23 protein-coding genes are annotated in these 22983 nt (G+C 74.7%); 16 read left to right on the top strand and 7 right to left on the bottom strand.

From position 1 onward, the window contains the following. Positions 1-16: 16 nt before the first annotated feature. The 5 genes from AC0GKK_RS13530 (at position 17) to AC0GKK_RS13510 (ending at position 4507) form a co-directional block, all read left to right on the top strand. Positions 17-538, top strand: a complete 522-nt coding sequence (locus tag AC0GKK_RS13530; RefSeq protein ID WP_073575814.1) for a phage holin family protein — start codon at positions 17-19, stop codon at positions 536-538. A 6-nt stretch (positions 539-544) separates the two neighbouring features. Then, the gene (locus tag AC0GKK_RS13525) at positions 545-1495 is read left to right on the top strand and encodes an alpha/beta fold hydrolase (RefSeq protein WP_357438553.1); all 951 of its coding nucleotides are present in this window, start codon (positions 545-547) and stop codon (positions 1493-1495) included. 50 nt (positions 1496-1545) lie between these two features. Continuing rightward, on the top strand, positions 1546-2814 hold the full coding sequence (purD, locus tag AC0GKK_RS13520; RefSeq protein ID WP_405420065.1) for a phosphoribosylamine--glycine ligase: 1269 nt from the start codon (positions 1546-1548) through the stop codon (positions 2812-2814). A 198-nt stretch (positions 2815-3012) separates the two neighbouring features. Next, on the top strand, positions 3013-3222 hold the full coding sequence (locus AC0GKK_RS13515; RefSeq protein WP_139282823.1) for a hypothetical protein: 210 nt from the start codon (positions 3013-3015) through the stop codon (positions 3220-3222). A gap of 166 nt (positions 3223-3388) precedes the next feature. Next, the gene (locus AC0GKK_RS13510; protein ID WP_202416648.1) at positions 3389-4507 is read left to right on the top strand and encodes an aminotransferase class I/II-fold pyridoxal phosphate-dependent enzyme; all 1119 of its coding nucleotides are present in this window, start codon (positions 3389-3391) and stop codon (positions 4505-4507) included. Between the two features lie 7 nt (positions 4508-4514). Here AC0GKK_RS13510 and AC0GKK_RS13505 read toward each other — a convergent pair whose 3' ends face one another. The 3 genes from AC0GKK_RS13505 to AC0GKK_RS13495 all read right to left on the bottom strand — a co-directional run bounded on the left by AC0GKK_RS13505 (position 4515) and on the right by AC0GKK_RS13495 (position 8983). Then, complete coding sequence (locus AC0GKK_RS13505; protein WP_489881754.1) at positions 4515-6665, bottom strand: YhgE/Pip family protein; 2151 nt, start codon at positions 6663-6665, stop codon at positions 4515-4517. Beyond that, positions 6662-7600, bottom strand: a complete 939-nt coding sequence (locus AC0GKK_RS13500; protein ID WP_489881753.1) for an ATP-binding cassette domain-containing protein — start codon at positions 7598-7600, stop codon at positions 6662-6664. Before AC0GKK_RS13500 ends, AC0GKK_RS13505 begins: the two co-directional genes overlap by 4 nt. Before the next feature lie 363 nt (positions 7601-7963). Further along, positions 7964-8983 (bottom strand): threonine aldolase family protein, encoded by a 1020-nt coding sequence (locus tag AC0GKK_RS13495; RefSeq protein WP_251783671.1) that lies wholly within the window; start codon positions 8981-8983, stop codon positions 7964-7966. Positions 8984-9241: 258 nt separating this feature from the next. On the opposite strand from AC0GKK_RS13495, the gene AC0GKK_RS13490 reads away from it, so the two are divergent. The 3 genes from AC0GKK_RS13490 to AC0GKK_RS13480 are packed head-to-tail and all read left to right on the top strand — an operon-like array spanning position 9242 to position 12161. Next, positions 9242-9826 carry a TetR/AcrR family transcriptional regulator gene (locus AC0GKK_RS13490; protein WP_251783069.1) on the top strand — a complete coding sequence of 195 codons (585 nt, stop codon included), beginning with the start codon at positions 9242-9244 and terminating at the stop codon, positions 9824-9826. Positions 9827-9879: 53 nt separating this feature from the next. After that, a complete protein-coding gene (gene purB / locus AC0GKK_RS13485) occupies positions 9880-11307 on the top strand; it encodes an adenylosuccinate lyase (protein WP_405420054.1) in 1428 nt (475 codons plus the stop codon). Then, the gene (locus AC0GKK_RS13480) at positions 11304-12161 is read left to right on the top strand and encodes a phosphoribosylaminoimidazolesuccinocarboxamide synthase (protein ID WP_489881752.1); all 858 of its coding nucleotides are present in this window, start codon (positions 11304-11306) and stop codon (positions 12159-12161) included. The genes purB and AC0GKK_RS13480 overlap by 4 nt, the downstream gene beginning before the upstream one ends. 398 nt (positions 12162-12559) lie before the next feature. Here the strand turns inward: AC0GKK_RS13480 and AC0GKK_RS13475 are convergent, their stop codons facing one another. Then, entirely contained in the window at positions 12560-13510 is a 951-nt protein-coding gene (locus AC0GKK_RS13475; protein ID WP_405420051.1) for a sugar-binding transcriptional regulator, read from the bottom strand. Between the two features lie 154 nt (positions 13511-13664). Here AC0GKK_RS13475 and AC0GKK_RS13470 point away from each other — a divergent pair, with 154 nt between their 5' ends. The 6 genes from AC0GKK_RS13470 to AC0GKK_RS13445 all read left to right on the top strand — a co-directional run bounded on the left by AC0GKK_RS13470 (position 13665) and on the right by AC0GKK_RS13445 (position 19886). Then, the gene (locus tag AC0GKK_RS13470; RefSeq protein WP_476653511.1) at positions 13665-14756 is read left to right on the top strand and encodes an alcohol dehydrogenase catalytic domain-containing protein; all 1092 of its coding nucleotides are present in this window, start codon (positions 13665-13667) and stop codon (positions 14754-14756) included. Between the two features lie 10 nt (positions 14757-14766). After that, positions 14767-16089: an RbtT/DalT/CsbX family MFS transporter gene (locus AC0GKK_RS13465; RefSeq protein ID WP_489881751.1), complete on the top strand. Its 1323-nt coding sequence runs from the start codon at positions 14767-14769 to the stop codon at positions 16087-16089. Beyond that, positions 16086-17813, top strand: coding sequence for a dihydroxyacetone kinase family protein (locus AC0GKK_RS13460; protein WP_489881750.1), 1728 nt, complete (start codon positions 16086-16088; stop codon positions 17811-17813). The genes AC0GKK_RS13465 and AC0GKK_RS13460 overlap by 4 nt, the downstream gene beginning before the upstream one ends. Next, the gene (locus AC0GKK_RS13455) at positions 17810-18316 is read left to right on the top strand and encodes a ribose-5-phosphate isomerase (RefSeq protein ID WP_251783065.1); all 507 of its coding nucleotides are present in this window, start codon (positions 17810-17812) and stop codon (positions 18314-18316) included. Before AC0GKK_RS13460 ends, AC0GKK_RS13455 begins: the two co-directional genes overlap by 4 nt. After that, positions 18316-19038, top strand: coding sequence for a GolD/DthD family dehydrogenase (locus AC0GKK_RS13450; RefSeq protein WP_405420040.1), 723 nt, complete (start codon positions 18316-18318; stop codon positions 19036-19038). The genes AC0GKK_RS13455 and AC0GKK_RS13450 overlap by 1 nt, the downstream gene beginning before the upstream one ends. A gap of 89 nt (positions 19039-19127) precedes the next feature. After that, positions 19128-19886 carry a DUF2334 domain-containing protein gene (locus AC0GKK_RS13445; RefSeq protein WP_405420037.1) on the top strand — a complete coding sequence of 253 codons (759 nt, stop codon included), beginning with the start codon at positions 19128-19130 and terminating at the stop codon, positions 19884-19886. A 77-nt stretch (positions 19887-19963) separates the two neighbouring features. On the opposite strand, the gene AC0GKK_RS13440 is transcribed toward AC0GKK_RS13445, so the two are convergent. The 3 genes from AC0GKK_RS13440 to AC0GKK_RS13430 are packed head-to-tail and all read right to left on the bottom strand — an operon-like array spanning position 19964 to position 22012. Continuing rightward, complete coding sequence (locus tag AC0GKK_RS13440) at positions 19964-20335, bottom strand: VOC family protein (RefSeq protein ID WP_226354825.1); 372 nt, start codon at positions 20333-20335, stop codon at positions 19964-19966. Continuing rightward, on the bottom strand, positions 20335-20967 hold the full coding sequence (locus tag AC0GKK_RS13435) for an MBL fold metallo-hydrolase (RefSeq protein ID WP_489881749.1): 633 nt from the start codon (positions 20965-20967) through the stop codon (positions 20335-20337). The genes AC0GKK_RS13440 and AC0GKK_RS13435 overlap by 1 nt, the downstream gene beginning before the upstream one ends. 40 nt (positions 20968-21007) lie before the next feature. Then, positions 21008-22012, bottom strand: coding sequence for an NAD-dependent epimerase/dehydratase family protein (locus tag AC0GKK_RS13430; protein WP_179761268.1), 1005 nt, complete (start codon positions 22010-22012; stop codon positions 21008-21010). A 60-nt stretch (positions 22013-22072) separates the two neighbouring features. On the opposite strand from AC0GKK_RS13430, the gene purS reads away from it, so the two are divergent. Further along, complete coding sequence (gene purS / locus AC0GKK_RS13425; protein ID WP_224388682.1) at positions 22073-22306, top strand: phosphoribosylformylglycinamidine synthase subunit PurS; 234 nt, start codon at positions 22073-22075, stop codon at positions 22304-22306. Continuing rightward, positions 22303-22977: a phosphoribosylformylglycinamidine synthase subunit PurQ gene (gene purQ / locus AC0GKK_RS13420; RefSeq protein ID WP_179761267.1), complete on the top strand. Its 675-nt coding sequence runs from the start codon at positions 22303-22305 to the stop codon at positions 22975-22977. Before purS ends, purQ begins: the two co-directional genes overlap by 4 nt. The last annotated feature ends 6 nt before the right edge of the window (positions 22978-22983 follow it).

Here is a 22983-nt window from a genome sequence, read left to right as displayed (position 1 = left end):
AGCAGGAGGGAAGACGGTGGCCAGCAACAGCCAGTCGGGCAACGCGGAGGTTCCGCCGGTCCTGCCCTCGATCCCGCTCACCAACGAGCCGGGGCCGCGCGACGCGTCCCTCGGTGCCCTCGCGAAGGACGTCACCACCCACCTCTCCACCCTGGTCCGGTCGGAGGTGGAGCTCGCCAAGGCCGAGGTCACGGCCGAGGTGAAGAAGGGCGTGCAGGGCAGCGTCTTCTTCGTGATCGCGGCGGTGGTCGGGCTGTTCAGCCTGTTCTACCTGTTCTTCACCCTGGCCGAGTTCCTGTCGCTGTGGCTCAACCGCGCCGCGGGCTTCGGGATCACGTTCCTGTTCATGCTGCTCGTCGCCGGCCTGTTCGGCTTCCTCGGCTACCTGCGGGTCCGCAAGATCCGCAAGCCCGAGCGCACCATCGACTCGCTCAAGGACTCCGCCCAGGTGCTCGCCCAGCGCGGTCACCGCGGTGACCGCGACAACGTCCGCGAGATCGCCGACGGCACCTCCGGGCGGCACGCCGCCGCGGGCTGATCCGGCGTGTCCGCGGCGACCGGTACCCCGCCCGACCCCTCGGTCGTCCGGGTGCCCGGTCCGTGGACGCACCGTGCGGTGTCGGCCAACGGCATCCGCATCCACCTCGCCGAGTACGGCCCGCCGACCGGCCCGCTGGTCGTGCTGCTGCACGGCTTCCCGGAGTTCTGGTGGACCTGGCGCCACCAGCTCCTCGCCCTCGGCGACGCCGGCTACCGGGTCGTCGCGCCCGACCTGCGCGGCTACGGCGACACCGACAAGACCCCCCGCGGCTACGACCTGTGGACCCTCGCCGGTGACTGCGCCGGGCTGATCCGGGCGCTCGGGGAGCCGCGTGCCCACGTCGTCGGGCACGACTGGGGTGCCGCGATCGGCTGGACGGTGGCGACGCTGCACCCGCGGCTGGTCGTCTCGCTCACCGGGCTCGGGGCGCCGCACCCGGTCGTGATGCGCGACGCGGTGCTGCGCGACCCGCTCGGCCAGGGTCGCGCGAGCCGCTACATGGCCGGGTTCCAGCTGCCACGGCTGCCGGAGCGTTCCCTGCGTGCCGACGGCGGCGCCCGGGTCGGGCGGATCATGCGGGCCTGGGCGGGTCCGGAGTGGGTCGCCACCACCGACTTCGGCGACGCCGTCGCCCGCAACGCGGAGGCGATGCGGATCTCCACCGTCGCCCACTGCAGCCTCGAGTACTACCGCTGGTCGATGCGTTCCCAGGTGCGCCCCGACGGCCGCCGGTTCGCCCGCGAGCTCTCCCGGCCGGTCGGGGTGCCGGTGCTGCAGGTGCACGGCGCCGACGACCCGTGCGTGCTCGACACCACCATGCGCGGCGACGAGCGGTTCGCCGGCGGCGGGCTGACCCACCACACGCTCCCGGCCACCGGGCACTTCCCGCAGCAGGAGCACCCCACCCACGTCACCGCGCTGATCGGGGCCCACCTGCAACGCTGCGACGGCTGAGCGGACACCGGTTCCCCGTTGTCCGACGTGCACGGATACGCTCGGCCACCGTGCGGATCCTGATCGTGGGAAGCGGTGCGCGTGAGCACGCCATCGCCGTGGCTCTGGCGCAGGACCCGGAGGTGACGGCGCTCGCTGTCGCCCCGGGCAACGCGGGGACGGCCGCGGTGTCCGAGCAGCTCGGGCTCGACGTCACCGACAACGGCGCCGTCGTCGACGTGGCGCGGACCTGGCAGGCGGACCTGGTGGTGGTCGGGCCGGAGGGCCCGCTGGTCAACGGTGCGGCCGACGCGGTGCGCGAGGCCGGCATCCCCTGCTTCGGTCCGAGCGCCGAGGCGGCTCGGATCGAGGGGTCCAAGGCGTTCGCGAAGGCCGTCATGAGCGCGGCCGGGGTGCCGACGGCCTCGTCGGTCGTCGTCGACAACCCGGCGCACCTCGACACCGCGCTGTCGGTGTTCACCCCGCCCTACGTCGTCAAGGACGACGGGCTGGCCGCGGGCAAGGGCGTCGTCGTGTCCGGCGACATCGAGGTGGCCCGCGCGCACGCCCTCGGGCTGCTCGACGCCGGCCACCCGGCGCTGCTGGAGTCCTTTCTCGACGGGCCCGAGGCGTCGCTGTTCTGCCTCGTCGACGGCGCCACCGTGGTGCCGCTGCTGCCCGCGCAGGACTTCAAGCGCGTCGGCGACGACGACTCCGGCCCCAACACCGGCGGCATGGGCGCCTACTGCCCGCTGCCCTGGGCGGGCGAGGACCTCGCCGAGGAGTTGGTCGCCCGGGTCGTCGCGCCGGTCGCCGAGGAGATGGTGCGCCGCGGCACCCCGTTCGCCGGGCTGCTCTACGCCGGTCTCGCGCTGACCTCGCAGGGCCCCGCGGTCATCGAGTTCAACTGCCGCTTCGGGGACCCGGAGACCCAGGCCGTGCTGGCGCTGCTGCGCACCCCGCTGTCGCAGCTGCTGCTCGCCACCGCGACCGGCACCCTCGCCGACCAGCCCGCGATCGAGTGGGCCGACGGGTCGGCGGTGACGGTCGTCGTCGCCGCGGAGGGCTACCCGGCCACCCCGCGGCTCGGTGACGTCATCACCGGCGCCGAGGGGGAGGGCGTGCTGCACGCCGGTACCCGTCGCCGCGAGGACGGCGCGGTCGTCTCCTCCGGCGGGCGCGTCCTGTCGGTCGTGGGCACCGGCTCCGACCTCGCCGCCGCCCGGGCCGAGGCCTACGCCCGGCTGGAGCCGGTCCGCCTCGCGGGCTCGCACCACCGCACCGACATCGGGCTGAAGGCCGAGCGCGGAGAGGTCAGCGTGCCCGTCGCGCAGGCCTGATGTTGCGCGGGTGTTACCGCCGTATGGCGTAACCCCAATAGTCCGAATGGCCTGACCTGGCCCTCCGTTCCCGGTTGTTCGATGATCATGAAGAGCCGGTAAAACCGGACACCAGGGTTTGATCTCCACCGGTTCGTCGAGGAATCGTCCTGTGGCACAGGGACACAGCCCGTGTCCCTGAACGACAGGAGGATCACCATGGCCCACGCTCCCCAGCAGGCCCGTCGTCGTCGCGCCCTCGCCCTCGTGGGTGGCGTCGTCGCCGCGCCGCTCGCCGCCCTGGCGCTCACCGGCACCGCGCAGGCGGCCGAGCTGACCCCGGTCGCCGAGTACCTCGACGACACCGTCGCCGACACCGACGCGCAGATCGGCGCCGTCGTCGACGCCCTGGGCTTCGAGGCCGAGTGACACCGGGCGGGCCCCGCGCCCGCCCCGGTTCGTGACCGACCGCGCGCCCGGGAGTGGGCTCCCGCCCGGGCGCGCGGTCCGGTCCCGTGCCGGGCCGCCGCCTAGGCTCGGCGGCGTGACCCGCCTGACCGTCGCCGCCCGTGCCGCCGTCGCCCCGTTCCACGTCATGGACGTCTGGGCGGCCGCCGCCGAACGGGCCCGCACCCACGGCGACCTGATCAACCTCTCGGCCGGGCAGCCGTCGACCCCGGCGCCGGAACCCGTGCGCGCGGCCGCCGTCGCCGCGGTGCAGTCGGAGGTGCTCGGTTACACCGTCGCCCCCGGCATCGCGGAGCTGCGCGAGGCCGTCGCGGGGCACTACCGGCGCACCCGGGAGCTGGAGGTCGACCCGGGCGACGTCGTGCTCACCACCGGGTCCTCCGGCGGGTTCCTGCTGGCCTTCCTCGCCGCGTTCGACGCGGGTGACCGCGTCGCCATGGCCCGCCCCGGCTACCCCTGCTACCGCAACATCCTCGCCGCGCTGGGCTGCGAGGTCGTCGAGCTGCCGTGCGGGCCGGCGACCCGGTTCCAGCCCACCGTGGAGATGCTGGAGGCGCTCGACGAGCCGGTGAAGGGCCTGATCGTGGCCAGCCCGGCGAACCCCACCGGCACCGTCCTCGACCCCGCCGAGCTGGCGGCGCTCGCGTCGTACTGCGAGGAGCGCGGCATCCAGCTCGTCAGCGACGAGATCTACCACGGCATCACGTTCCCGGGCAGTCCCGCGACGAGCAGCGCCTGGGAGACCTCGCGGGAGGCCGTGCTGGTCAACTCGTTCTCGAAGTACTTCTCGATGACCGGCTGGCGCCTCGGCTGGCTGGTGTGCCCGCCGCGGCTGCGCCGCACCGTGGAGGGGCTGGCCGGCAACTTCACCGTCTGCCCGCCCGCGCTGCCCCAGCACGCGGCGCTCGCCGCGTTCGACGAGGCGAGCTACGCCGAGGCCGACTCCCACGTCGTGCGCTACGGCCGTAACCGGGACCTGCTGCTCGACGGCCTGCGCGGGCTCGGGATCACCCGGCTCGCCCCCGCCGACGGCGCGTTCTACGTCTACGCCGACATCGCGCACCTGCTGCGCGAGGGCGAGGACTCGATGGCCCTGACCTACCGGCTGCTCGCCGACACCGGCATCGCCGTCGCACCGGGGCAGGACTTCGACCCGGTCGACGGCGGCGCCTACATCCGCTTCTCCGGCGCCGGGACGCCCGAGGGCATCACCGAGGCGCTGGAGCGGCTGCGGGCCTGGGTCTGAGCCGGCCTCAGAGCACCAGCTCGGGCTTCACCGCCGTCGCCGTCCACACCCGCTTGCGGTATGCCGCGAACGTCGCCAGCGCCAGCGCCCCGGCGAACCAGGCCAGCAGCACCGGCACCGCCGTCCCGACGACACCCGCCAGCTCACCGCCGTACATCAGGTGGCGCAGTGCGTCGACGGCGTAGCCCATCGGCATCACGTGGTGCACCGGGTGGAGCGGCCCGGGGATGGTCTGCCACGGGAACGTTCCGCCCGCCGAGACGAGCTGCAGCACCATCAGGACGAGCCCGAGGAACTGCCCGACCGCGCCGAGCAGGGCGTTGAGGGCGTGCACGATCGCGGTGAACGTCATCGAGGTCAGCCACAGCAGCGCCAGCGTCGCGAACGGGTGCACCGGGATGATCCCCAGCAGCAGCGACACCACCGCGTACATGCCGGTGACCTGCACGACTCCCAGCAGGCCGGCCGGGATCCAGCCGCCCAGCGCGATCCGCAGCGGGCTCTGCCCGGCCGCGATCGCCCGTCGGGACAGGGGCTGAACCAGCAGGAACAGCACGTAGCCGCCGATCCAGGTGGCGAGTGCCATGAAGAACGGGGCCAGCCCGGCGCCGTAGGTGTCGGCCTGGGAGTAGGCGACGTCGCGAGTGGCGACGGGGTCGCCGATGTTCGCGGCGGTGGCCTCCCGGACGCCCGGGGCCGGGTTCGGGATGTCGTCCAGGCCCGAGGCCAGGCCGTCGTGCAGCTGCGTCGCGCCGGTGGCGAGCTCACCGGTGCCCGAGTCGAGCCGGCGCGCCCCGTCGGCGAGCCGGTCGGTCCCGTCGACCGCGGTGCGCTCCCCGTCGGCGAGCCGGTCCGCCCCGGTCCGCAGCGCCGTGGCGCCGGTGGACAGCTGCGTGGCGCCGTCGGAGAGCCTCCGGACGCCGCCGGACAGCTCGGTCGCGCCGTCGCGCAGGGTCCCGGCGCCGTCGGCGGCGCTCGCGATGCCCTGGCTGAGCTGCGGGGCCGACGCGGCGAGCTGCTCGGCGCCGTCGGCGACCCGCCCCGCGCCGGAACCGAGGCGGTCGAGCTGCCCGGACACCTGCTGGACGCGGGCGTTGCCGTCGACCAGCGGCTGCTTCGCGGTCGCCAGCGCGGCCAGGGCCTGCTGGACCTGCTCGTCGGTGAACCCGCGCTCGCGCAGGCCCGCCGCGATGGTGCCGTCGGCGGCGTCGAGCTGGTCGGCCAGCCGGGCACTCTCCTGCGCGACCCGGTCCCCGGCCGCGGCCAGCTGCGCGTTGCCGTCGGCGACCTGGCGGGCGCCGTCGGCGAGGCGCCGCGACTGCGCGGGCAGGTCGGCGGTGGCCCGGCGCAGGGTGCCCAGCCCGGTCGCGAGCTCCCCGGCGCCCGCGGACAGCCGGTCCGCGCCGGACGCGGCGGTGCCCGCCCCGGTGGCGAGGGTCCCGGCCCCGGTCGCGAGCTCGCCCGCGCCGCCGGAGAGCTGCTGGGCGCCGTCGAGGAGCGTGCGCTGCCCGGTCGCCAGCTCACCGGCGCCGGACGCCAGCCGGGCGGCCCCGTCGTGGGCGGTGGCCGCGCCGTCGGCGAGCCTCCCGGCGCCGTCCGCGGCCTCCTGGGTCCTCGTGTGGATGGTGGAGAAGCCGGTGAGGAACCGGTCCGCGGCCTGCGTCCCGACCTCCTTGGCGACCGATTCGCGGACCCGGGTGGTGAGGGTGTCGGCGATCGTGCGGGCCAGGTAGTTGTTGGCGTCGTTGGTGGTGAGCACGAGGATCCCCTGGCGCGGGGTGAACTCGCCGGAGGACTGCAGGGCCGCGGTGAAGTCGCGCGGGATCGTCACGGCGAAGGTGTAGACGTTGTCGCGCACACCGCGGTCGGCCTCGGCGGCCGAGACCCGGTGGAAGTCGAACGAGCCGGAGTCGGTCAGCTCCGTCGCGACGTCCTGGCCGACGTTCTGTGCCTTCCCGTCGGCGTCGGTGCCGCCCGCGTCGTCGACGACGAGTGCGGCGGGCACCTGGTCCAGGCGGGAGTAGGGGTCGCCGTTGGCGTAGAGGTAGAAGCCCGCGTAGAGCATCGGGATCATCAGCAGCGCGAGCACGGCCAGGACCGGCAGGCGCCCGGCGGTGATCCGCCGCAGCTCGCTGATCGCCATCCGGATCGCGCTCATGAGGTCCGCTCCGTGCTCTCGTCGCCGTCGGTGGTCCCGGGGGTGAGGTCGGGCCCGGGCAGGATCGCCGTACCCGCGTCCCGCGGGGGCTCCTCGGTGCCGGGCGGCGGAGCATCCGCGGTCCCGGCGGGGCGGCGGCGCAGCAGCCGCCGGGTCCAGCCCTGCGGCAGGTCGTCGGCCCCCTGCGGTGCGACGACGGTCAGCGGCCCCGTCGGGTCCTCGGGCCTGCTGTGCCGCCCGGGGGGCTCCGGCAGCGCGCCGGCGTCGCCCCCGCCGAGCCGCACCGCGGGCACCCCCAGCAGCGCCGCCGACCCCTCGGTGCAGGTCACGACGACGGCGAACCCGGCGCGGGCGTGCTCGGAGGCGACCTGCCACCAGGTCACCGGGGTGCCGCCGTGCCGGTCCGGCGCGGTCAGCACGAGCACCCGCACCCCGGGCCGGGACGCGGCCAGCGCGGTCATCAGCCCGATCCGCACGGGCGCGGGCACGTCCTCGAACCGCGAGCGCACCCAGGTCTGCGCGCCCCGCGCGCCCAGCCACTCGGTCACCGCCCGCGGGGTGGTGCCGCGCCCGGCCATCGCCAGCTCCTCGCCGACGACGGTCCGCAGCGGCAGCACCGGCTCCGGCTCGCTGACCCCGGGCGTGTCGACGACGGCGACGGCGCGGCGCAGGCGGCGCGGGTCGTCGTCGCCGTCGAGGGTGACGGTGCCGTGGTCGGGCCGCATCCGCCCGGCCAGCGCCAGCGCCAGCGCGGTGTGCCCGGAGCCGGGGGTGCCCGCGACCAGCAGCACCGAGCCGGGGACGGCGCGCAGCGAGGTCGGCGCGAGCAGCACCCCGTGGGTGCCGTCGACGGCGAGGCCCTCGGCGACGAGGGCGGCCCCGGGGACGACGGCGGTCTCGGTATCGGGGGCGGGCGAGGGGGCGGAGCTGGTCATGACGGTCCTGCTGTCCTGGGCGCCCCGGGCCGCACGACACCCGGCGATCGCGGGTCCGCGCAGCTCACCGGCACCGGTCGTGGGTCGGAGCCACCGGCGCCCGGCGGTGCGTACGCACGGGCGCGACGGCGGCGGAAGCCTAGGCCGACGCCTGCTCCGGCGTCCGGCCGTCGCCCAGTGTGGACCCGATCGTGCGAGCCGACTTGACCTCGGACGACAGTGAGTTGACCCGGCGCGACACTGTGACGGCGGCGACGAGGGACGCCCGGGGCGCCCGGCCCGGGTGCGCCGGGCACGTCCGGCGCCGGGGCCGCAGGCGACCCGGAGCGCCGGCGGAGGGCGGCGCGGGGTGGGACCGGGGACTCAGCCGCCGAGGGCGGTGCGGGGCAGCGGCGCAGGGCCGCCGGGGGAGCCGGTGCTGGACGGGCCGACCTCGCCGATCCGGTCCAGCGCCGCCCTGATGTGCTTGTCGCCGACGTCGCGGTGGGTCATCAGCCGCAGCTTGCCCGCGATGGCGCCGGCGCGGACACCGGCCTCGGCGAACGCGGCGATCGTGCCGCGCACGTCGGCCACGTCCACCAGCACGATGTTGGTCTGCGGCTCACGGACCCGCCAGCCGCGCTCGCGCAGTCCGGCGGCGAGCCGCGTCGCGAGGTCGTGGTCCTCGGCGAGCCGGTCGACGTCCTCCAGCGCGACGAGGCCGGCCGCGGCCAGCACCCCGCCCTGCCGGACGCCGCCGCCGAGCATCTTGCGCAGCCGCCGGGCGTGCTCGACGAACTCCGCCGACCCCGCGACGACCGACCCGACCGGCGCGCCGAGTCCCTTGGACAGGCACACCGCGACCGTGTCGGCGCCGACGGTCAGCGCGCCCGGCGGGACCCCGAGCGCGACGGCGGCGTTCCACAGCCGGGCGCCGTCGAGGTGCACCGAGAGCCGGGCGGCCCGCGCCGCGGCGGCGACGGAGGCGTGCTCCTCCGGTGCGGTCACGGTGCCGCCCGCGGAGTTGTGGGTGTTCTCCAGGCACAGCAGCACCGGGCGCAGGGAGGCGTAGAAGCCGTCGTCGGCGGCGGCCCGGCGCACGGCGGACGCGGTGACCTTGCCAGGTCCCGCGTCGTGCGGCAGCGGCCGCGGCATCCCGCCGGCCAGCCACGCGGCCGTGCCCAGCTCGAAGTCGAGCACGTGCGCGCCCTGGGGGGCGAGGAAGGAGTCGCCGCGGCCGAGCCGGCTCATCAGCGCGATCAGGTTCGCCATCGAGCCGGTGGGCGTCCACAGCGCATCGGCGGCGCCGAGCAGGCCGGCGACCCGTTCCTCCAGCTCGCGCATGGTGGGGTCGCCGTCGAGCACGTCGTCGCCGACCTCGGCCTCGGCCATCGCCCGGCGCATCGCCTCGGTCGGCAGCGTGACGGTGTCCGATCGCAGGTCGACGGGCTCGCCGGGGGCCGGGGCGGCCGCCGCCCCGCGCGCACCACCGCGCGGTGACCAGCGGCTTCTGGGTGACGGACGCACACCACCAGTGTGTTCCATCGCCGCGGCGGTGAGAACGGCAGGGTCACGAAACGGTCACGGTCACCCCGTCCGACCTGGGCGTCGAGTCCGGTATCTCACTCGTCCGGACGGGTCCCGTCTTGGCACTATGTGGCGATGGCGGCCCCGAAGCAGACCGAGAAGGGTGAGCGTCGCCGCGCCCTGCTCGTCGCGGCGGCCGCGGAGCTGCTCGCCGAGAGCGGGTTCGACGCGATCCGCCACCGTGCCGTCGCCGAGCGCGCCGGGGTGCCGCTGGCGGCCACGACCTACTACTTCTCCTCGCTGGAGGACCTGGTGTCCGCCGCGCTCGACCGGCTCGCGCACACCGAGCTGGCCGACGCCCACGACTGCCTCGCCCGGCGCGACGACCCGGCCGAGATCGTGCTCGACCTGCTCCTCGGGCCGCGCTCGCGCACCGGCGGCCTCGACGCCGTCCTGGGCCGGTTCGAGCGGCTGATCGGGTCCGGCCGGCGCCCGTTCCTGGCCGGGCTGCTGCGCGCCCAGCGCGTCGAGTTCGACGCCCTGCTCGACGAGGCCCTCACCCGCGCGACCGGCCGTCGACCGGGGCCGGGGGAGGTCCGCAGGCTCACCGCGCTCGTCGACGGCGTCGTGCTCACCGCGCTGATCGAGGCCGACCCCGACCCGCGCGCGGTCGGCCGGGAGGCGCTGCGCGAGGTGCTGGAGTCCCTGCCCCGGGTGTGAGGCCGCGCTCCCGCCGGTCACAGGGCCCCCACCAGCCATTATCATCGCGCCACGTGATTCCCAACGTGCTGGCCGCGCGCTACGCGAGCCCCGAGCTGGTCCGCCTCTGGTCTCCGGAGTACAAGATCCAGCTGGAGCGACGGCTGTGGATCGCGGTGCTCCGCGCCCAGCGCGACCTCGGCATCGAGGTGCCGTCGTCGGTTGTCGACGACTACGAGGCCGTCGTCGAACAGGTCGACCTGGGCTCGATCGCCGCCCGCGAGCGCGTCACCCGGCACGACGTGAAGGCCCGCATCGAGGAGTTCAACGCCCTCGCCGGCCACGAGCACGTGCACAAGGGCATGACCAGCCGCGACCTCACCGAGAACGTGGAGCAGCTGCAGATCCGGCTGTCGCTGGAGCTCGTCGCCGACCGGACCGTCGCGGTCCTGGCGCGGCTCGGGCGTCGCGCGTCGGAGTACGCCGAGCTGGTCATGGCCGGGCGCAGCCACAACGTCGCCGCGCAGACCACCACCCTGGGCAAGCGGTTCGCCTCCGCCGCCGACGAGCTGCTCGTCGCGCACGCCCGGCTGGAGGACCTGCGTTCGCGCTATCCGCTGCGCGGGATCAAGGGCCCGATGGGCACCAGCCAGGACATGCTGGATCTACTGGGCGGCGACACTGAAGCCTCGGTGAAGCTCGAGGACCTGGAGCAGCGCATCGCCACCCACCTGGGGTTCGCCGAGGCGTTCACCAGCGTCGGGCAGGTCTATCCGCGCTCGCTCGACCACGACGTCGTCACCGCACTGGTGCAGCTGGCGGCGGCGCCGTCGTCGCTGGCCACGACGATCCGGCTGATGGCGGGCGCCGAGCTCGCCACCGAGGGCTTCGCCCCCGGCCAGGTCGGGTCGTCCGCCATGCCGCACAAGATGAACGCGCGTTCCGCGGAACGCATCAACGGCCTCATGGTGATCCTGCGCGGCCTGTCGGTCATGACCGCCGAGCTCGCCGGCTCCCAGTGGAACGAGGGCGACGTCTCCTGCTCGGTGGTGCGCCGCGTCGCGCTGCCGGACGCGTTCTTCGCCCTCGACGGCCTCTACGAGACCACGCTGACCGTGCTCGACGAGTTCGGCGCCTACCCGGCCGTGATCGCCCGCGAGCTCGACCGCTACCTGCCCTTCCTCACCACGACCGCCGTGCTGATGGCCGCCGTCCGCGCCGGGGTCGGCCGGGAGACCGCGCACGAGGTCATCAAGGAGCATGCGGTCGCCGTCGCCTTGGCGATGCGCGAGCAGGGCCAGGCCGACAACGACCTGCTCCAGCGGCTGGCCGGCGACGACCGGCTCGGCCTGCCCGCCGGCACGCTGGACCGGCTGCTGGAGGACCCGCTGCGCTTCACCGGCGCCGCGTCCGCGCAGGTGGCCACGGTGACGGAGAAGATCGCCGCGATCACCGCGAAGCACCCCGAGGCCGCCGCCTACACCCCCGGAGGGATCCTGTGAGGCTCGTCCACTCCGGCAAGGTCCGCGAGCTCTACCTCGACGAGTCCCGCGACCCGGCCCAGCTGCTGCTCGTGGCCTCGGACCGGCTGTCGATCTACGACGTCGTGCTTCCGACGCCGGTCCCGGACAAGGGCGCGATCCTCACCGCGCTGTCGCTGTACTGGTTCGAGCGCACCGGCGACCTCGTGCCCAACCACGTCATCGGCACCGACGACATCCCCGACGGGTTCGCCGGGCGCGCCGTCCGCTGCCGTCCGCTGGAGATGCTGCCGGTCGAGTGCATCGCCCGCGGCTACCTCACCGGGCTCGGGCTGAAGGAGTACCAGCGCACCGGCGCCGTCTCCGGCGTCACGCTGCCCGCCGGTCTGGTCGAGGGCTCGAAGCTGCCCGAGCCGATCTTCACCCCGACCACCAAGGCGCCGGTCGGTGAGCACGACGAGTTCATGACCTTCGACGAGGTCGTGGCGCAGCTGGGCGCCGACACCGCGACCCGGCTGCGGGACCTGACCCTGGAGGTCTACCGGCGCGGCGCGGAGTCCGCGGCCGAGGGCGGGATCATCGTCGCCGACACCAAGCTGGAGTTCGGCCGGGACACCTCCGGCGAGATCGTCCTCGGTGACGAGGTGCTCACCCCGGACTCGTCGCGGTTCTGGCCCGCCGACTCCTACGAGCCCGGCCGGGTGCAGTTCTCCTTCGACAAGCAGTACGTCCGCGACTGGTCCGCCGGGCTGGACTGGGACCGCACCGCCCCCGGCCCCGAGGTCCCCGACGAGGTCGTGAAGGTCGTCCACGACCGCTACGCCGAGGTCTACCGCCGCATCACCGGCACCCCCTGGGTGTCGCCCACGGCCTGACCCCGGCCGCACCCACACCCCTTGTCCGGCATTCACACCCCTCTCGACGGGTGTGGACGTCGGACAAGGGGTGTGAACGTCGGGTGTGATCGGCTCGTCGACGGGACCGGTCGTGCGGCACGCCCTTCTGGGCCGAACCCGCTTACCCGGTAAGCGAGTTCTCGGCCGACCACAGCGGACCGTGGAATGGTCGTCCGGGCGGCGGTCCGACCCGAGCGCCCGCCCTCCGGAATCCGCTTACCGGGTAGGCAGATCGGCGGACGGGCAGAAGCTCGGTGTGGCGGCGCAGTGTGCTCCCGTGTGCCGAGCCGGCCGGCGACGCCTACTCGGAACCGGGTGGATGACGCGGTCTGCGATCACGAACATGTGCTGCCCCGCCGTCCGACGTCGTCGGTGGGTCAGACGGGGCCGAGGGCGTCGAGCAGGGCCTGGGCGGTCGGGGTGTCGGTCACCAGGCGGTTGAACAGGCCCGCCCGCGCCCCGCCGACGATGCTCGGCACCTTCTCCTCCCCGACGGCGACGGCGATCGTCCGCGGCACCCGTCGCAGCTGCTCCGGGGAGATCCGCACCATCCGGTCGCTGCCCGGGAAGGCGATCGGGCGGCCGTCGGCGCGGTAGAAGTTCAGGCAGACGTCGCCGACGCCGTCCTGGAGGCCCTCGTCGTCGAGCGGGACCGAGGTCGAGATCGACGCGCGGCCGGCGGGCGGGGCGCCGACGCCGACCAGCGCGGCCTGTGCGCGCATCCAGAACCCGGTGACCCGCCGGAACTCCGGGTCCTCGGCGAGCGTGCGGCTCATCGCCGGTGACGGCATGGCCTGGGTGAACAGGAAGTGCGGGCGTCCGTGTCCGCGTTCGGCGACCGACCGGACGATCTCGTTGGTCTGGTGCCACGCCTCGGGTTCGGCGACCCCGCCGACGGTCGGCACGATCTCGCAGCCGGCCAGCGCGGGCAGCGCGGTGTGGCTGAGCTCCCACACGGTGCGCCCGGAGGAGACGAGCAGGACGTCGCCGGCGCGCAGCCCGGCCTCCCGCAGCGCCTCGCCGACCGGCTCGGCGAGCGACTGACCGAGGTCGGTGGCGGGGCGCGGGGCCAGCCACACGCGGTCCAGCCCGAGCGCGGCGGCGAGCCGGGGTGCGTCGTCGCCGCCGGTGTGCAGCGAGTCCGGGTCGTGCACGGTGATCTGCACGATCCCGACCCGGCGGGCCTCGGCGAGCAGCCGGGAGACGGTCGGACGCGACACGGTGAGCCGGTCGGCGATCGCGGCCTGGTTGAGCTCGTCGACGTAGTACAGCCGCGCGGCCCGGTGCATCAGCCCCAGGTCGCGCCGGGAGACGTCGTGCGGCGCCATCGCCACCTCCTCCGCCGGTCCGGATCGGTACCAGTCAAGCGTACTGCACGTTTGTTCAAGTCGGAACCGATGTGTTGACGGATGTTCACACCGGAACGCATGCTCAAGGCCAGTCGCATGCAGCACCCCGCATGGCACCAACGGAGGTTTCGCCGTGGGAGAGAACATCCCGACCCGGATGCAGGCGGTCGTCGTGCACGGCCCCGAGGACTACCGGCTGGAGGAGGTGGACGTCCCCCGGCCCGGCCCCGGCGAGCTGCTGATGCAGGTCGAGGCCGTCGGCGTGTGTGCCAGCGACCTGAAGTGCTACCACGGCGCCGCGAAGTTCTGGGGCGACGACAACCGGCCCGCCTGGGCCCAGACCGGTGTCACGCCCGGTCACGAGTTCGTCGGCCGGATCGTCTCCGGTGACGACGAGGGCCTCGCCCTGCACGGCGTGTCCGTCGGCGACCGCGTCGCCTGCGAGCAGATCGTCCCGTGCGAGCAGTGCCGCTACTGCCTGCGCGGCCAGTACTGGATGTGCGGGCCGCACGACATGTTCGGCTTCCGGAACTTCGACGGCGCGATGGCCCAGTACATGCTGGTCCCGACGCGCGCCCGGGTGCACCGCGTCTCGCCGGACCTGGAACCGCAGCACGCCGCGTTCGCCGAGCCCCTGTCCTGCGCGCTGCACGCCGTCGAGCGGGGCACCATCGGGTTCGACGACGTCGTGGTCGTCGCCGGGTGCGGCCCGATCGGCCTCGGCCTGATCGCCGGCGCCCGCGCGAAGAACCCGCGGCTGCTCATCGCGCTCGACCTCGACGACGAGAAGTTGGAGCTCGGCCGCCGCACCGGCGCCGACCTCACGATCAACATCTCCCGCGAGGACGCGGTCGCCCGGGTCAAGGAGCTCACCGACGGCTACGGCGCCGACGTCTACCTGGAGGGCTCCGGCGCCGTCCCGGCCGTCGCGCAGGGCCTGAACCTGCTGCGCAAGCTCGGCACCTACGTCGAGTACTCGGTGTTCGGCTCCGAGGTCACCGTGGACTGGTCGATCATCTCCGACGACAAGGAGCTCGACGTCCGCGGCGCCCACCTCGGCCCGCACTGCTGGCCCGCCGCGATCAAGATGCTGGAGGACGGCAAGCTCCCGATCTCCGACATCTGCACCCACCAGGTGCCGCTCGCGGAGTTCCAGAAGGCCCTCGACCTCGTCGGCGACACCTCCGGTGCGTCGGTCAAGGTCTCGATCCTCCCGAACGCCTGAGGGGTCGACGATGAGCAGCGCCGCTCCGCAGCACGAGACCTTCCTCGACCGCATCGGCATCCCGCACTCCCTGCGCTGGGGCTTCCTCGGCGTGCTGGTCTTCATGACCGGCAACGGGACCGAGTCCAACTTCATCTCCCCGCACATCGAGGCGGTGCTCGGCTCGCCCGAGGCGACCGTCGCGACGATCATCACCGGCTACAGCCTGGCCGTGCTCGTCGCCAGCTACCTGTCCGGCGCGCTCGCCGACCTGTGGGGCCCGCGCCGCGTCATGACCCTCGGCGTCGCCGTCTGGGTCGTGTTCGAGGTGCTGTTCCTGCTGAGCCTGCAGATCGGCAGCCTCCCGCTGGTCGCCGCCACCTACTTCCTGCGCGGCTTCGGCTACCCGCTCTTCGCGTTCGCGTTCCTGGTGTGGATCAACGTCGTCACGCCGTACTCGCGCAACGGCGTCGCCGTCGGCTGGTTCTACGTCATGTTCACCGGCGGCCTGCCCACCCTGGGCTCGCTGTTCGCGCTCGGCATGATCCCGGCCTTCGGCGGGGGCACCGGCGGCGAGACCGCCGCGATGGTCGGGTCGACCGCGCTCGTCGTCGCCGGGTACCTGATCGCCCGCTTCGGGGTGCACGAGCCGCACGCCACCCGTCGGCTCGCGCCGGCGGGGGAGGCCACCGGCCAGGTGCTCAGCGCCGGGCTGCGGCTCACCGCGGCCAACCCGAAGATCCTCATGGGCTTCCTGGTCCGGCTGATCAACACCGCGCCGCAGTACGGCATGTTCATCATCCTGCCGACCGTCATCGCGGTGGACCTCGGCTGGGGCCAGAGCCGCTGGCTGACCATGACCGTGTTCGTCTACGCGACGAACATCCTGGTCAACGCGGTGTTCGGGGCCGTCGGCGACCGGTGGGGCTGGCGCCGAACGGTGCAGTGGTTCGGCGTCTTCGGCTCCGCCGTCGGCCTGCTGCTGTGGTGGTACGTCCCGCAGCTCGTCCCGGCCGGCTCGACCTGGGGCTTCTGGGTCTCGGTCGCCGCGGGCTGCGTGTTCGGCTGCCTGCTCGCCGGGTTCGTCCCGATGGGCGCGATCATGCCCGCGCTCGCACCCGACCACAAGGGCGCCGCGATGGCCATGTACACCACCGCCGCCGGCGGCGCGGCCTTCCTCGGTTCGGGCGTCGTCGCCCTGATGCTCGCGCTCGGCACCGGCAACGTCGGCGTCGTGTGGGCCTTCGTCGCCCTCTACGCCGCCGCCTTCGTGATGGTCTCGTTCCTGAACGTCCCGCAGGACGACCCGCAGCTGCGCGAGACCGCCGCCACCACGGTGAGGGAGACCTCGTGACCAGGATCTTCGACGACCCCGCCGAGTTCGCCGACGACCAGCTCGCCGGCTTCCTCGACCTCTACGCCGACCGTGTCCGAGGGGTGCACGGCGGCGTGGTCGCCCACCGTGGCGACGGCGACCCGCAGGTCGCCGTCGTCATCGGGGGCGGGTCCGGCCACTACCCGGCGTTCTGCGGGACGGTCGGGCCGGGGATGGCGCACGGCGCCGTCGTCGGCAACATCTTCACCTCGCCGTCGGCGGCCCAGGCGTACTCGGTCGCGAAGGCCGCCGACCAGGGCCGCGGTGTGGTCTTCAGCTTCGGCAACTACGCCGGCGACACGATCAACTTCGGGATCGCGGCCGACCGGCTGCGCGAGGAGGGCATCGACACCCGCATCGTGGTCGTCACCGACGACGTCGCCTCCGCCGACGAGGAGTCGCGGCGCCGCGGGATCGCCGGCGACTTCACCGTGTTCAAGGCGATGGGCGCCGCCGCCGCGCGCGGTGCGGATCTCGACGAGGTCGAGCGGCTCGGCCGGGCCGCCAACGCGGCCACCCGCAGCCTCGGCGTCGCGTTCACCGGCTGCACGATGCCCGGCGAGGACGAGCCGCTGTTCTCGGTGCCCGAGGGACATCTCGGGCTCGGCCTGGGCATCCACGGCGAGCCCGGCATCCGCGACGTCCCGATGCTGCCCGCCCGCGAGCTGGCGGAGCTGCTGGTCGACGACGTGCTGAAGCACGCGCCCACCGGAGCGCCCGGCCGGGTCGGGGCGATCCTCAACGGGCTGGGCACCACGAAGTACGAGGAGCTGTTCCTGCTGTGGCGTCACGTCGCGCCGCGGCTGCGCGACGCCGGGTACGAGATCGTCGACCCGGAGGTCGGCGAGCTCGTGACCAGCCTCGACATGGGCGGCTGTTCGCTCACCCTGATGTGGCTCGACGACGAGCTGGAACCGCTGTGGCGGGCGGACGCCTACACCCCCGCCTACCGCAAGACCGCCGCACCGCTGGCGGCGCTGCGCGAGCCGACCGCCGACGAGCTCGCCGAGGCCGACGCCGTCGTCACCGCGCCCGCGGCGAGCGACGCGGCCCGGGACGTCGCCGGCACCGTCCGCGCCGCGCTGGCGGCGGCGGAGTCGACGATCCGCTCCCACGAGCACGAGCTGGGCCGGATCGACGCCGTCGCGGGCGACGGCGACCACGGCCGCGGCATGCTCAAGGGGATCACCGCCGCCACCGCCCGGGTCGGCGAGCTCGGCGACGACGTCGGCGGCGGCTGGGTGCTCCAGCAGGCCGGGCAGGCCTGGGCCGAGCGCGCCGGCGGCACCTCCGGGGTGTTGTGGGGCGCCGCGCTCGAGGCGTTCGGGCGGCACCTCGATGACACCGCCGACGGCTACCCGGCCGCGACCGTCGCCGCCGGCGTCCGCGGGTTCGCGACGACCATCGAGCAGCTCGGCGGCGCACGGGCGGGGGACAAGACCCTGCTCGACGCGCTGCTGCCCTTCGTCGACGAGCTGGAGCGCCGGGTCGGCGACGGCGATCCGCTCGCCGGGGCGTGGGCCGCGGCCGCCGAGGTCGCCACGGCCCGGGCGCGGGACACCGCCGACCTGCGGCCCCGGATCGGCCGGGCCCGCCCGCTGGCCGAGAAGAGCGTGGGCACACCCGACGCCGGGGCGGTCAGCCTCGGCCTGATCGTCACGGCCGTCGCCGACGTCCTGACACCGCAGGAGGAGCAGACGTGAGCGAGAAGCTCCGCATCGTCGTCGGCGCGGACGACGCCGGGTACGAGTACAAGGAGGCGCTGAAGGCCGACCTGGAGGCCGACGACCGCGTCGCCGAGGTCGTCGACGTCGGCGTCGGCGCGGACGGGCACACCGCCTACCCGCACATCGGCGTCGCCGCGGCACGCAGGGTCGCCGACGGGCAGGCCGACCGCGGTCTGCTCATCTGCGGGACCGGGCTGGGCGTCGCGATCTCGGCGAACAAGGTGCCGGGTGTCCGCGCGGTCACCGCGCACGACCCGTTCTCCGTCGAGCGCTCGGTGAAGTCCAACAACGCGCAGGTCCTCTGCATGGGCCAGCGCGTGGTCGGGCTGGAGCTGGCCCGCACGCTCGTCGACGGCTGGCTCGACCACCGCTTCGACCCGGGCAGCGCCTCGGCGGAGAAGGTCGCCGCGCTGGACTCCTACGACCGCCGCGACGGCGACCGGCTCGCCGAGGCGGGCACGGTCGGGACGGACTGCTGATGTTCGATCTCACCGGTTCGGTCGCACTGGTCACCGGCGCGGCGTCGGGCATCGGCGCCGAGGCGGCCCGGGCACTCGCCGGGCAGGGCGCCGTGGTCGCCGGCGCGGACCTGCGCACCGACGGCGTCCCGGAAGTCTGCGCGTCGGCGCACGTCGTCGACGTCGCGGACCCCGACGCGGCCCAGGCCTGCGTCGACGAGGTCGTCGCCCGGCACGGCCGGGTCGACGTGCTGGTCAACTCGGCCGGGATCGCGCTGCTCGCCCCGGCGCTGGAGCTGGGGGTCGACGACTGGCGCCGCACCCTGGACGTCAACCTCACCGGGTCCTGGCTGATGGCGCGGGCCGCGGGCCGGGTCATGGTGGAGCGCGGGTACGGGCGGATCGTGAACCTCGCCTCGCAGGCGGCGAGCAGCGGGCTGGAGCAGCACGCGGCCTACTGCGCGTCCAAGGCGGGGATCACCGGGCTGACCCGCACCCTCGCCGTCGAGTGGGGGCCGCACGGGGTGACGGTGAACGCGGTGTCGCCGACGGTCGTGCTCACCGACCTGGGTCGGGCGGCGTGGGACAACCCGGCCGGGGACGCCCACCGCGCCGAGATCCCGGCGCGGCGGTTCGCGGAGCCGTCGGAGATCGCCGCGGCCGTGGTCTACCTGGCCTCGGCCGAGGCCGCGATGGTCAACGGCGCCGAGCTGCGGGTCGACGGCGGGTTCACGGCCCGCTGAGGACGGCTGCCGAGAACGCCCGCCGATCGTCGTCCGCGCGATCCGGCGGCTCCACGCGGGGTTCACCTCGGTCGGGTCGGATGGGGGCCATGAGCACGCTGCTGGTCTCGCTGTCCGGCCTGACCGACTCCGACGACGCCGACCGCGCCCGCGCCGCCGCGTTCGCCGCGGAGCTGGACCGGCGTGCCGTGCCGCTGACCCACCTCGTGCAGCCCAAGGGGCCCGACGGGCCGCTGCGCCGCGGCGACGACCTGGTCCGCTGGATCGCCGGCCGCGTCCGCGCCGGGGACGACCTGCTCCTGCACGGTTTCGACCACACGAGCGACCCGGTGGGCGCCTGGCAGAACGGCTCCGTGCCGCGGATCGGGCGCCGCACCGAGTTCGGGGCGCTGCCCCGGCACGAGGCGGGCCTGCGGCTGACCGGCGCCCGGCGGATCCTGCTCGCGACCGGGCTGTCCACCGACGGCTTCGCCCCGCCCGGCTGGATCGCCTCCGAGGGCACCCTCGACGCGCTCGCCGACCTCGGCTTCGGCCTCTGCGCCGACGAGACGACCGTCCGCGCGACCGGCGGTCCGGTGCTGCGCTCGCGCGTGCTGACCTTCCGGGCGTCCGAGCCCTGGCGGGGCGGGCGCCGCGCCGGGGAGCGCCGCCGCGGACGGGCACTGGAGCAGCAGGCCGTGCGCACCGCCGAGCGCGGCGGGCTCGTCCGGCTCGCGCTGCGGGCCAAGGACCTGCGTCGCGAGCACCGCGTCGAGGCCGCGCTGGCCGCCGTCGACGCGGCGCGCGGGGCGGGCGCCGTCGGCGCCGTGCACCGCACGCTGTTCCCCGCCGCGGCCCCGGCCGCCTAGGAGCTCCCCGGCGATCGGCCCGGTTGTCCACAGTGTGTGCTCTCCTGTGGACAACCGGTGCCACCTGTGGACAGGTGTCAGGTCCGCCGCTCGCCGAGCACGCAGAACTCGTTGCCCTCGGGGTCGGCGAGCACGGTCCAGGACACCTCGTCGGCCGGGGCCCGGTGCTGGCCCACGTTGACCCGGGTGGCACCCAGCATCAGCAGCCGGGCGACCTCGGAGTCGCGGACGCCGTCCGGCCGCAGGTCGATGTGCAGGCGGTTCTTGGTCCGCTTCCCCTCCGCGACCGGCACGAAGATCAGCCCCGGGACGACGCCCTCGGCGGGCTGGATCTCGAACTCCGACGCCGAGGCGTTCACGACCGTCCAGTCCAGGGCCTCGGCCCACCAGCGGCCGAGCCGGACCGGGTCCCGGGCGTCGACGACGACCTGCTCCCACTGCAGGGCCATCAGACGTCGACCGCCGTCCCCCGGTCGGGGACCAGGAGCGTCGTGGCGTCGGGCCCCAGGTTGTCGAAGAACCGGTAGTGGAGCGTGGGGTCGGCGAGGGTGCCCTCGTGGATCGGCACCACCGTCCGCGGGGCGACCGACCGCAGGTAGTCGACGGCCTCGGACACCTTCAGCCAGGGTGCGCCGGTGGGGAGCAGCAGCGTCGCCAGCTCGTCGACGCCCGGCGGGACGTACGCGTCGCCGGGGTGGAGCAGCGCGCCGTCGACGAGGTAGCCGTTGTTCGCGACCAGCGGGATGTCCGGGTGGATCTGCGCGTGGTCCCCGGACCCGACGACGGACACCTCGGCGCCGCCGAGGGCCAGCACGTCGCCGGGCGCGGCGGTGCGGGCGTCGATGCCGTCGAGCTGCCCGGCGGTCTGGCCGTCGGTGACCAGGGCGGCGTCGGGGTTGGCGCGCAGCAGGGTACGCAGCGCGTCGGCGTCGACGTGGTCGAAGTGCTGATGGGTGACCAGGATCGCGTCCAGGCCGTCCAGGGTCTCGAAGCCGGTCGAGAACGCGCCCGGGTCGAACAGGAGCCGGGCCGACCCGGTGTCGACCAGGACGCAGGCGTGGCCGTAGTGCGTCAGGTGCATGGGACCAGCATGCCCGGTCGGGGGTGGCGGGCGTCCCGGCTCAGCCGAGCGCCCGCAGCACGGCCTGCTCCTCGGCGTCGGTGAGCCCGGCCCGGCGCCCCCGGCCGGCGCCGAGCCCGCGCTCCCACGCCAGCGCGGCGCGGGCGGTGTCGGCGAGTGGGCGAGCCGCCGGACCGGCGGTGGACGTCGTGGTGACGTCCCGGTCGACCATGCCCCAGAGGGACTCCGGCAGCCACAGCGGCAGCGACCGCGGACCGGCCCAGAACGCCACGTCCTGCTCGGCCAGCGTCCGCTCCGGGACCCGGACGAGCTCCAGGTCGTCGGCGCCCACGGCGTCGGCGGTCCCGGTGAGCACCCGGTCCAGGGTGGACCGCTGGCCTGCGCCGTCGTGGGTGCCGGTGGTGCCGTCGGCGGCGCCGGCCACGATCCAGGCGGCGAGGTCGTCCACGTCGACGAGCTGCATCGGCTGGGCGGGCACGTCCGGGACGACCACCCGGCCGCCGCGGGCGAACCGGTCCGCCCAGTAGCCGTAGCGGTCGGACAGGTCGCCGTGCCCGCACATCAGCCCGCCGCGCACCACGTGCGCCCGGTCGCCCGCCCGCTCCCGCACGGCCTGTTCGCTCGCGACCTTCGCGGCGCCGTAGACGCCCGGGTCCCGGTTCGTGAGGTCCTGGTCGGGCTGGTCGTGCAGCGGTGCCAGGGTCGGCTGCGTCACGGTCCCGCCGCGCAGCGACGGGTCGGCGTAGGCGTTGATCGAGGAGACGAAGGTCCAGTGCCCGAACCGGCCGTGCAGCGCGTCGAGGGCGTCGCGGACCCACGGCGCGGACATCGTCGCGACGTCCACGACGGCGTCGAACGTGCGCCCGTGCAGCGCCGCGGCCAGCGCCCCGGGCCGGGACCGGTCCGCCGTCACCGCCTCCGCGCCGTCCGGCGGCGGCCCGGAGACACCACGGGACACGCAGGTCACCGGATGGCCCGCAGCGAGCGCGGCCGCGGCGACCGCGCGGGAGAGGAAGACCGTGCCACCCAGGACGAGGATCCGCATGGGCCGATGGTGAGGGCACGCACGTCGAGCCGTCGCCGCTGTTCACCGTAGGCTGACCCCGTGGCCAGAGTGGTGGTGGACGTGATGCCCAAGCCCGAGATCCTCGACGTGCAGGGTCAGGCCGTGACCCGGGCGCTGGGTCGGATCGGTGTGTCCGGCGTGAGCGGGGTGCGGCAGGGCAAGCACTTCGAGCTCGAGGTCGAGGACGGCATCGACGACGAGACCCTGCACCGGCTCGCCGGCTCCCTGCTGGCGAACCCGGTGATCGAGGACTGGACGGTGACCCGGCTGTGAGCACCCGCGTCGGTGTGATCACCTTCCCGGGGACCCTGGACGACGTCGACGCCGCCCGCGCGGTGCGCCGCGCCGGCGCCGAGGCCGTCCCGCTGTGGCACGGCGACCACGACCTGCAGGGCGTGGACGCCGTCGTCGTGCCGGGCGGGTTCTCCTACGGCGACTACCTGCGCGCCGGCGCGATCGCGAGCCTGGCGCCGATCATGACCGAGGTCGTGGCGGGCGCCGGGCGCGGCCTGCCGGTGCTCGGCATCTGCAACGGCTTCCAGATCCTCTGCGAGGCGCACCTGCTCCCGGGCGCCCTGGTCGCGAACGCCGGGATGCACTTCCTGTGCCGTGACCTGGTGCTCACGGTGGAGAACGCCGGCACGGCCTGGACCCGTGACTACGCCGCGGGCGACGAGCTGCTGATCCCGCTCAAGTCGCAGGAGGGCCGCTACGTCGCCGACGCCGCGACCCTCGACGAGCTCGAGGGCGAGGGACGCGTGGTGTTCCGCTACCGCGACCCGGCCCCGAACGGCTCGACCCGCGGCATCGCCGGCGTCACCAACGCGGCCGGGAACGTCGTCGGTCTCATGCCGCACCCCGAGCACGCGACCAGTGCGCTGACCGGCCCGTCGGCCGACGGGCTCGGCCTATTCACCTCGGTGCTCGCCCGGGTCACCGCCTGACCCGCG

It is taken from the genome of Pseudonocardia sp. P-1 (assembly GCF_058111925.1).
The sequence above is the reverse complement of the archived record's forward strand: the minus strand, read 5'-3'. Positions and strand labels throughout refer to the sequence as shown.

Excerpts from the sequence above, each read along its gene's own strand:
- AC0GKK_RS13515 (WP_139282823.1), top strand. The coding sequence starts at position 3,013 with ATGGCCCACGCTCCCCAGCAGGCCCGTCGTCGTCGCGCCCTCGCCCTC.
- AC0GKK_RS13510 (WP_202416648.1), top strand. The coding sequence starts at position 3,389 with ATGGACGTCTGGGCGGCCGCCGCCGAACGGGCCCGCACCCACGGCGAC.
- AC0GKK_RS13505 (WP_489881754.1), bottom strand. The coding sequence starts at position 6,665 with ATGAGCGCGATCCGGATGGCGATCAGCGAGCTGCGGCGGATCACCGCC.
- AC0GKK_RS13500 (WP_489881753.1), bottom strand. The coding sequence starts at position 7,600 with ATGACCAGCTCCGCCCCCTCGCCCGCCCCCGATACCGAGACCGCCGTC.
- AC0GKK_RS13495 (WP_251783671.1), bottom strand. The coding sequence starts at position 8,983 with ATGCGCCGGGCGATGGCCGAGGCCGAGGTCGGCGACGACGTGCTCGAC.
- AC0GKK_RS13490 (WP_251783069.1), top strand. The coding sequence starts at position 9,242 with ATGGCGGCCCCGAAGCAGACCGAGAAGGGTGAGCGTCGCCGCGCCCTG.
- AC0GKK_RS13475 (WP_405420051.1), bottom strand. The coding sequence starts at position 13,510 with ATGGCGCCGCACGACGTCTCCCGGCGCGACCTGGGGCTGATGCACCGG.
- AC0GKK_RS13465 (WP_489881751.1), top strand. The coding sequence starts at position 14,767 with ATGAGCAGCGCCGCTCCGCAGCACGAGACCTTCCTCGACCGCATCGGC.
- AC0GKK_RS13450 (WP_405420040.1), top strand. The coding sequence starts at position 18,316 with ATGTTCGATCTCACCGGTTCGGTCGCACTGGTCACCGGCGCGGCGTCG.
- AC0GKK_RS13445 (WP_405420037.1), top strand. The coding sequence starts at position 19,128 with ATGAGCACGCTGCTGGTCTCGCTGTCCGGCCTGACCGACTCCGACGAC.
- AC0GKK_RS13440 (WP_226354825.1), bottom strand. The coding sequence starts at position 20,335 with ATGGCCCTGCAGTGGGAGCAGGTCGTCGTCGACGCCCGGGACCCGGTC.
- AC0GKK_RS13435 (WP_489881749.1), bottom strand. The coding sequence starts at position 20,967 with ATGCACCTGACGCACTACGGCCACGCCTGCGTCCTGGTCGACACCGGG.
- AC0GKK_RS13430 (WP_179761268.1), bottom strand. The coding sequence starts at position 22,012 with ATGCGGATCCTCGTCCTGGGTGGCACGGTCTTCCTCTCCCGCGCGGTC.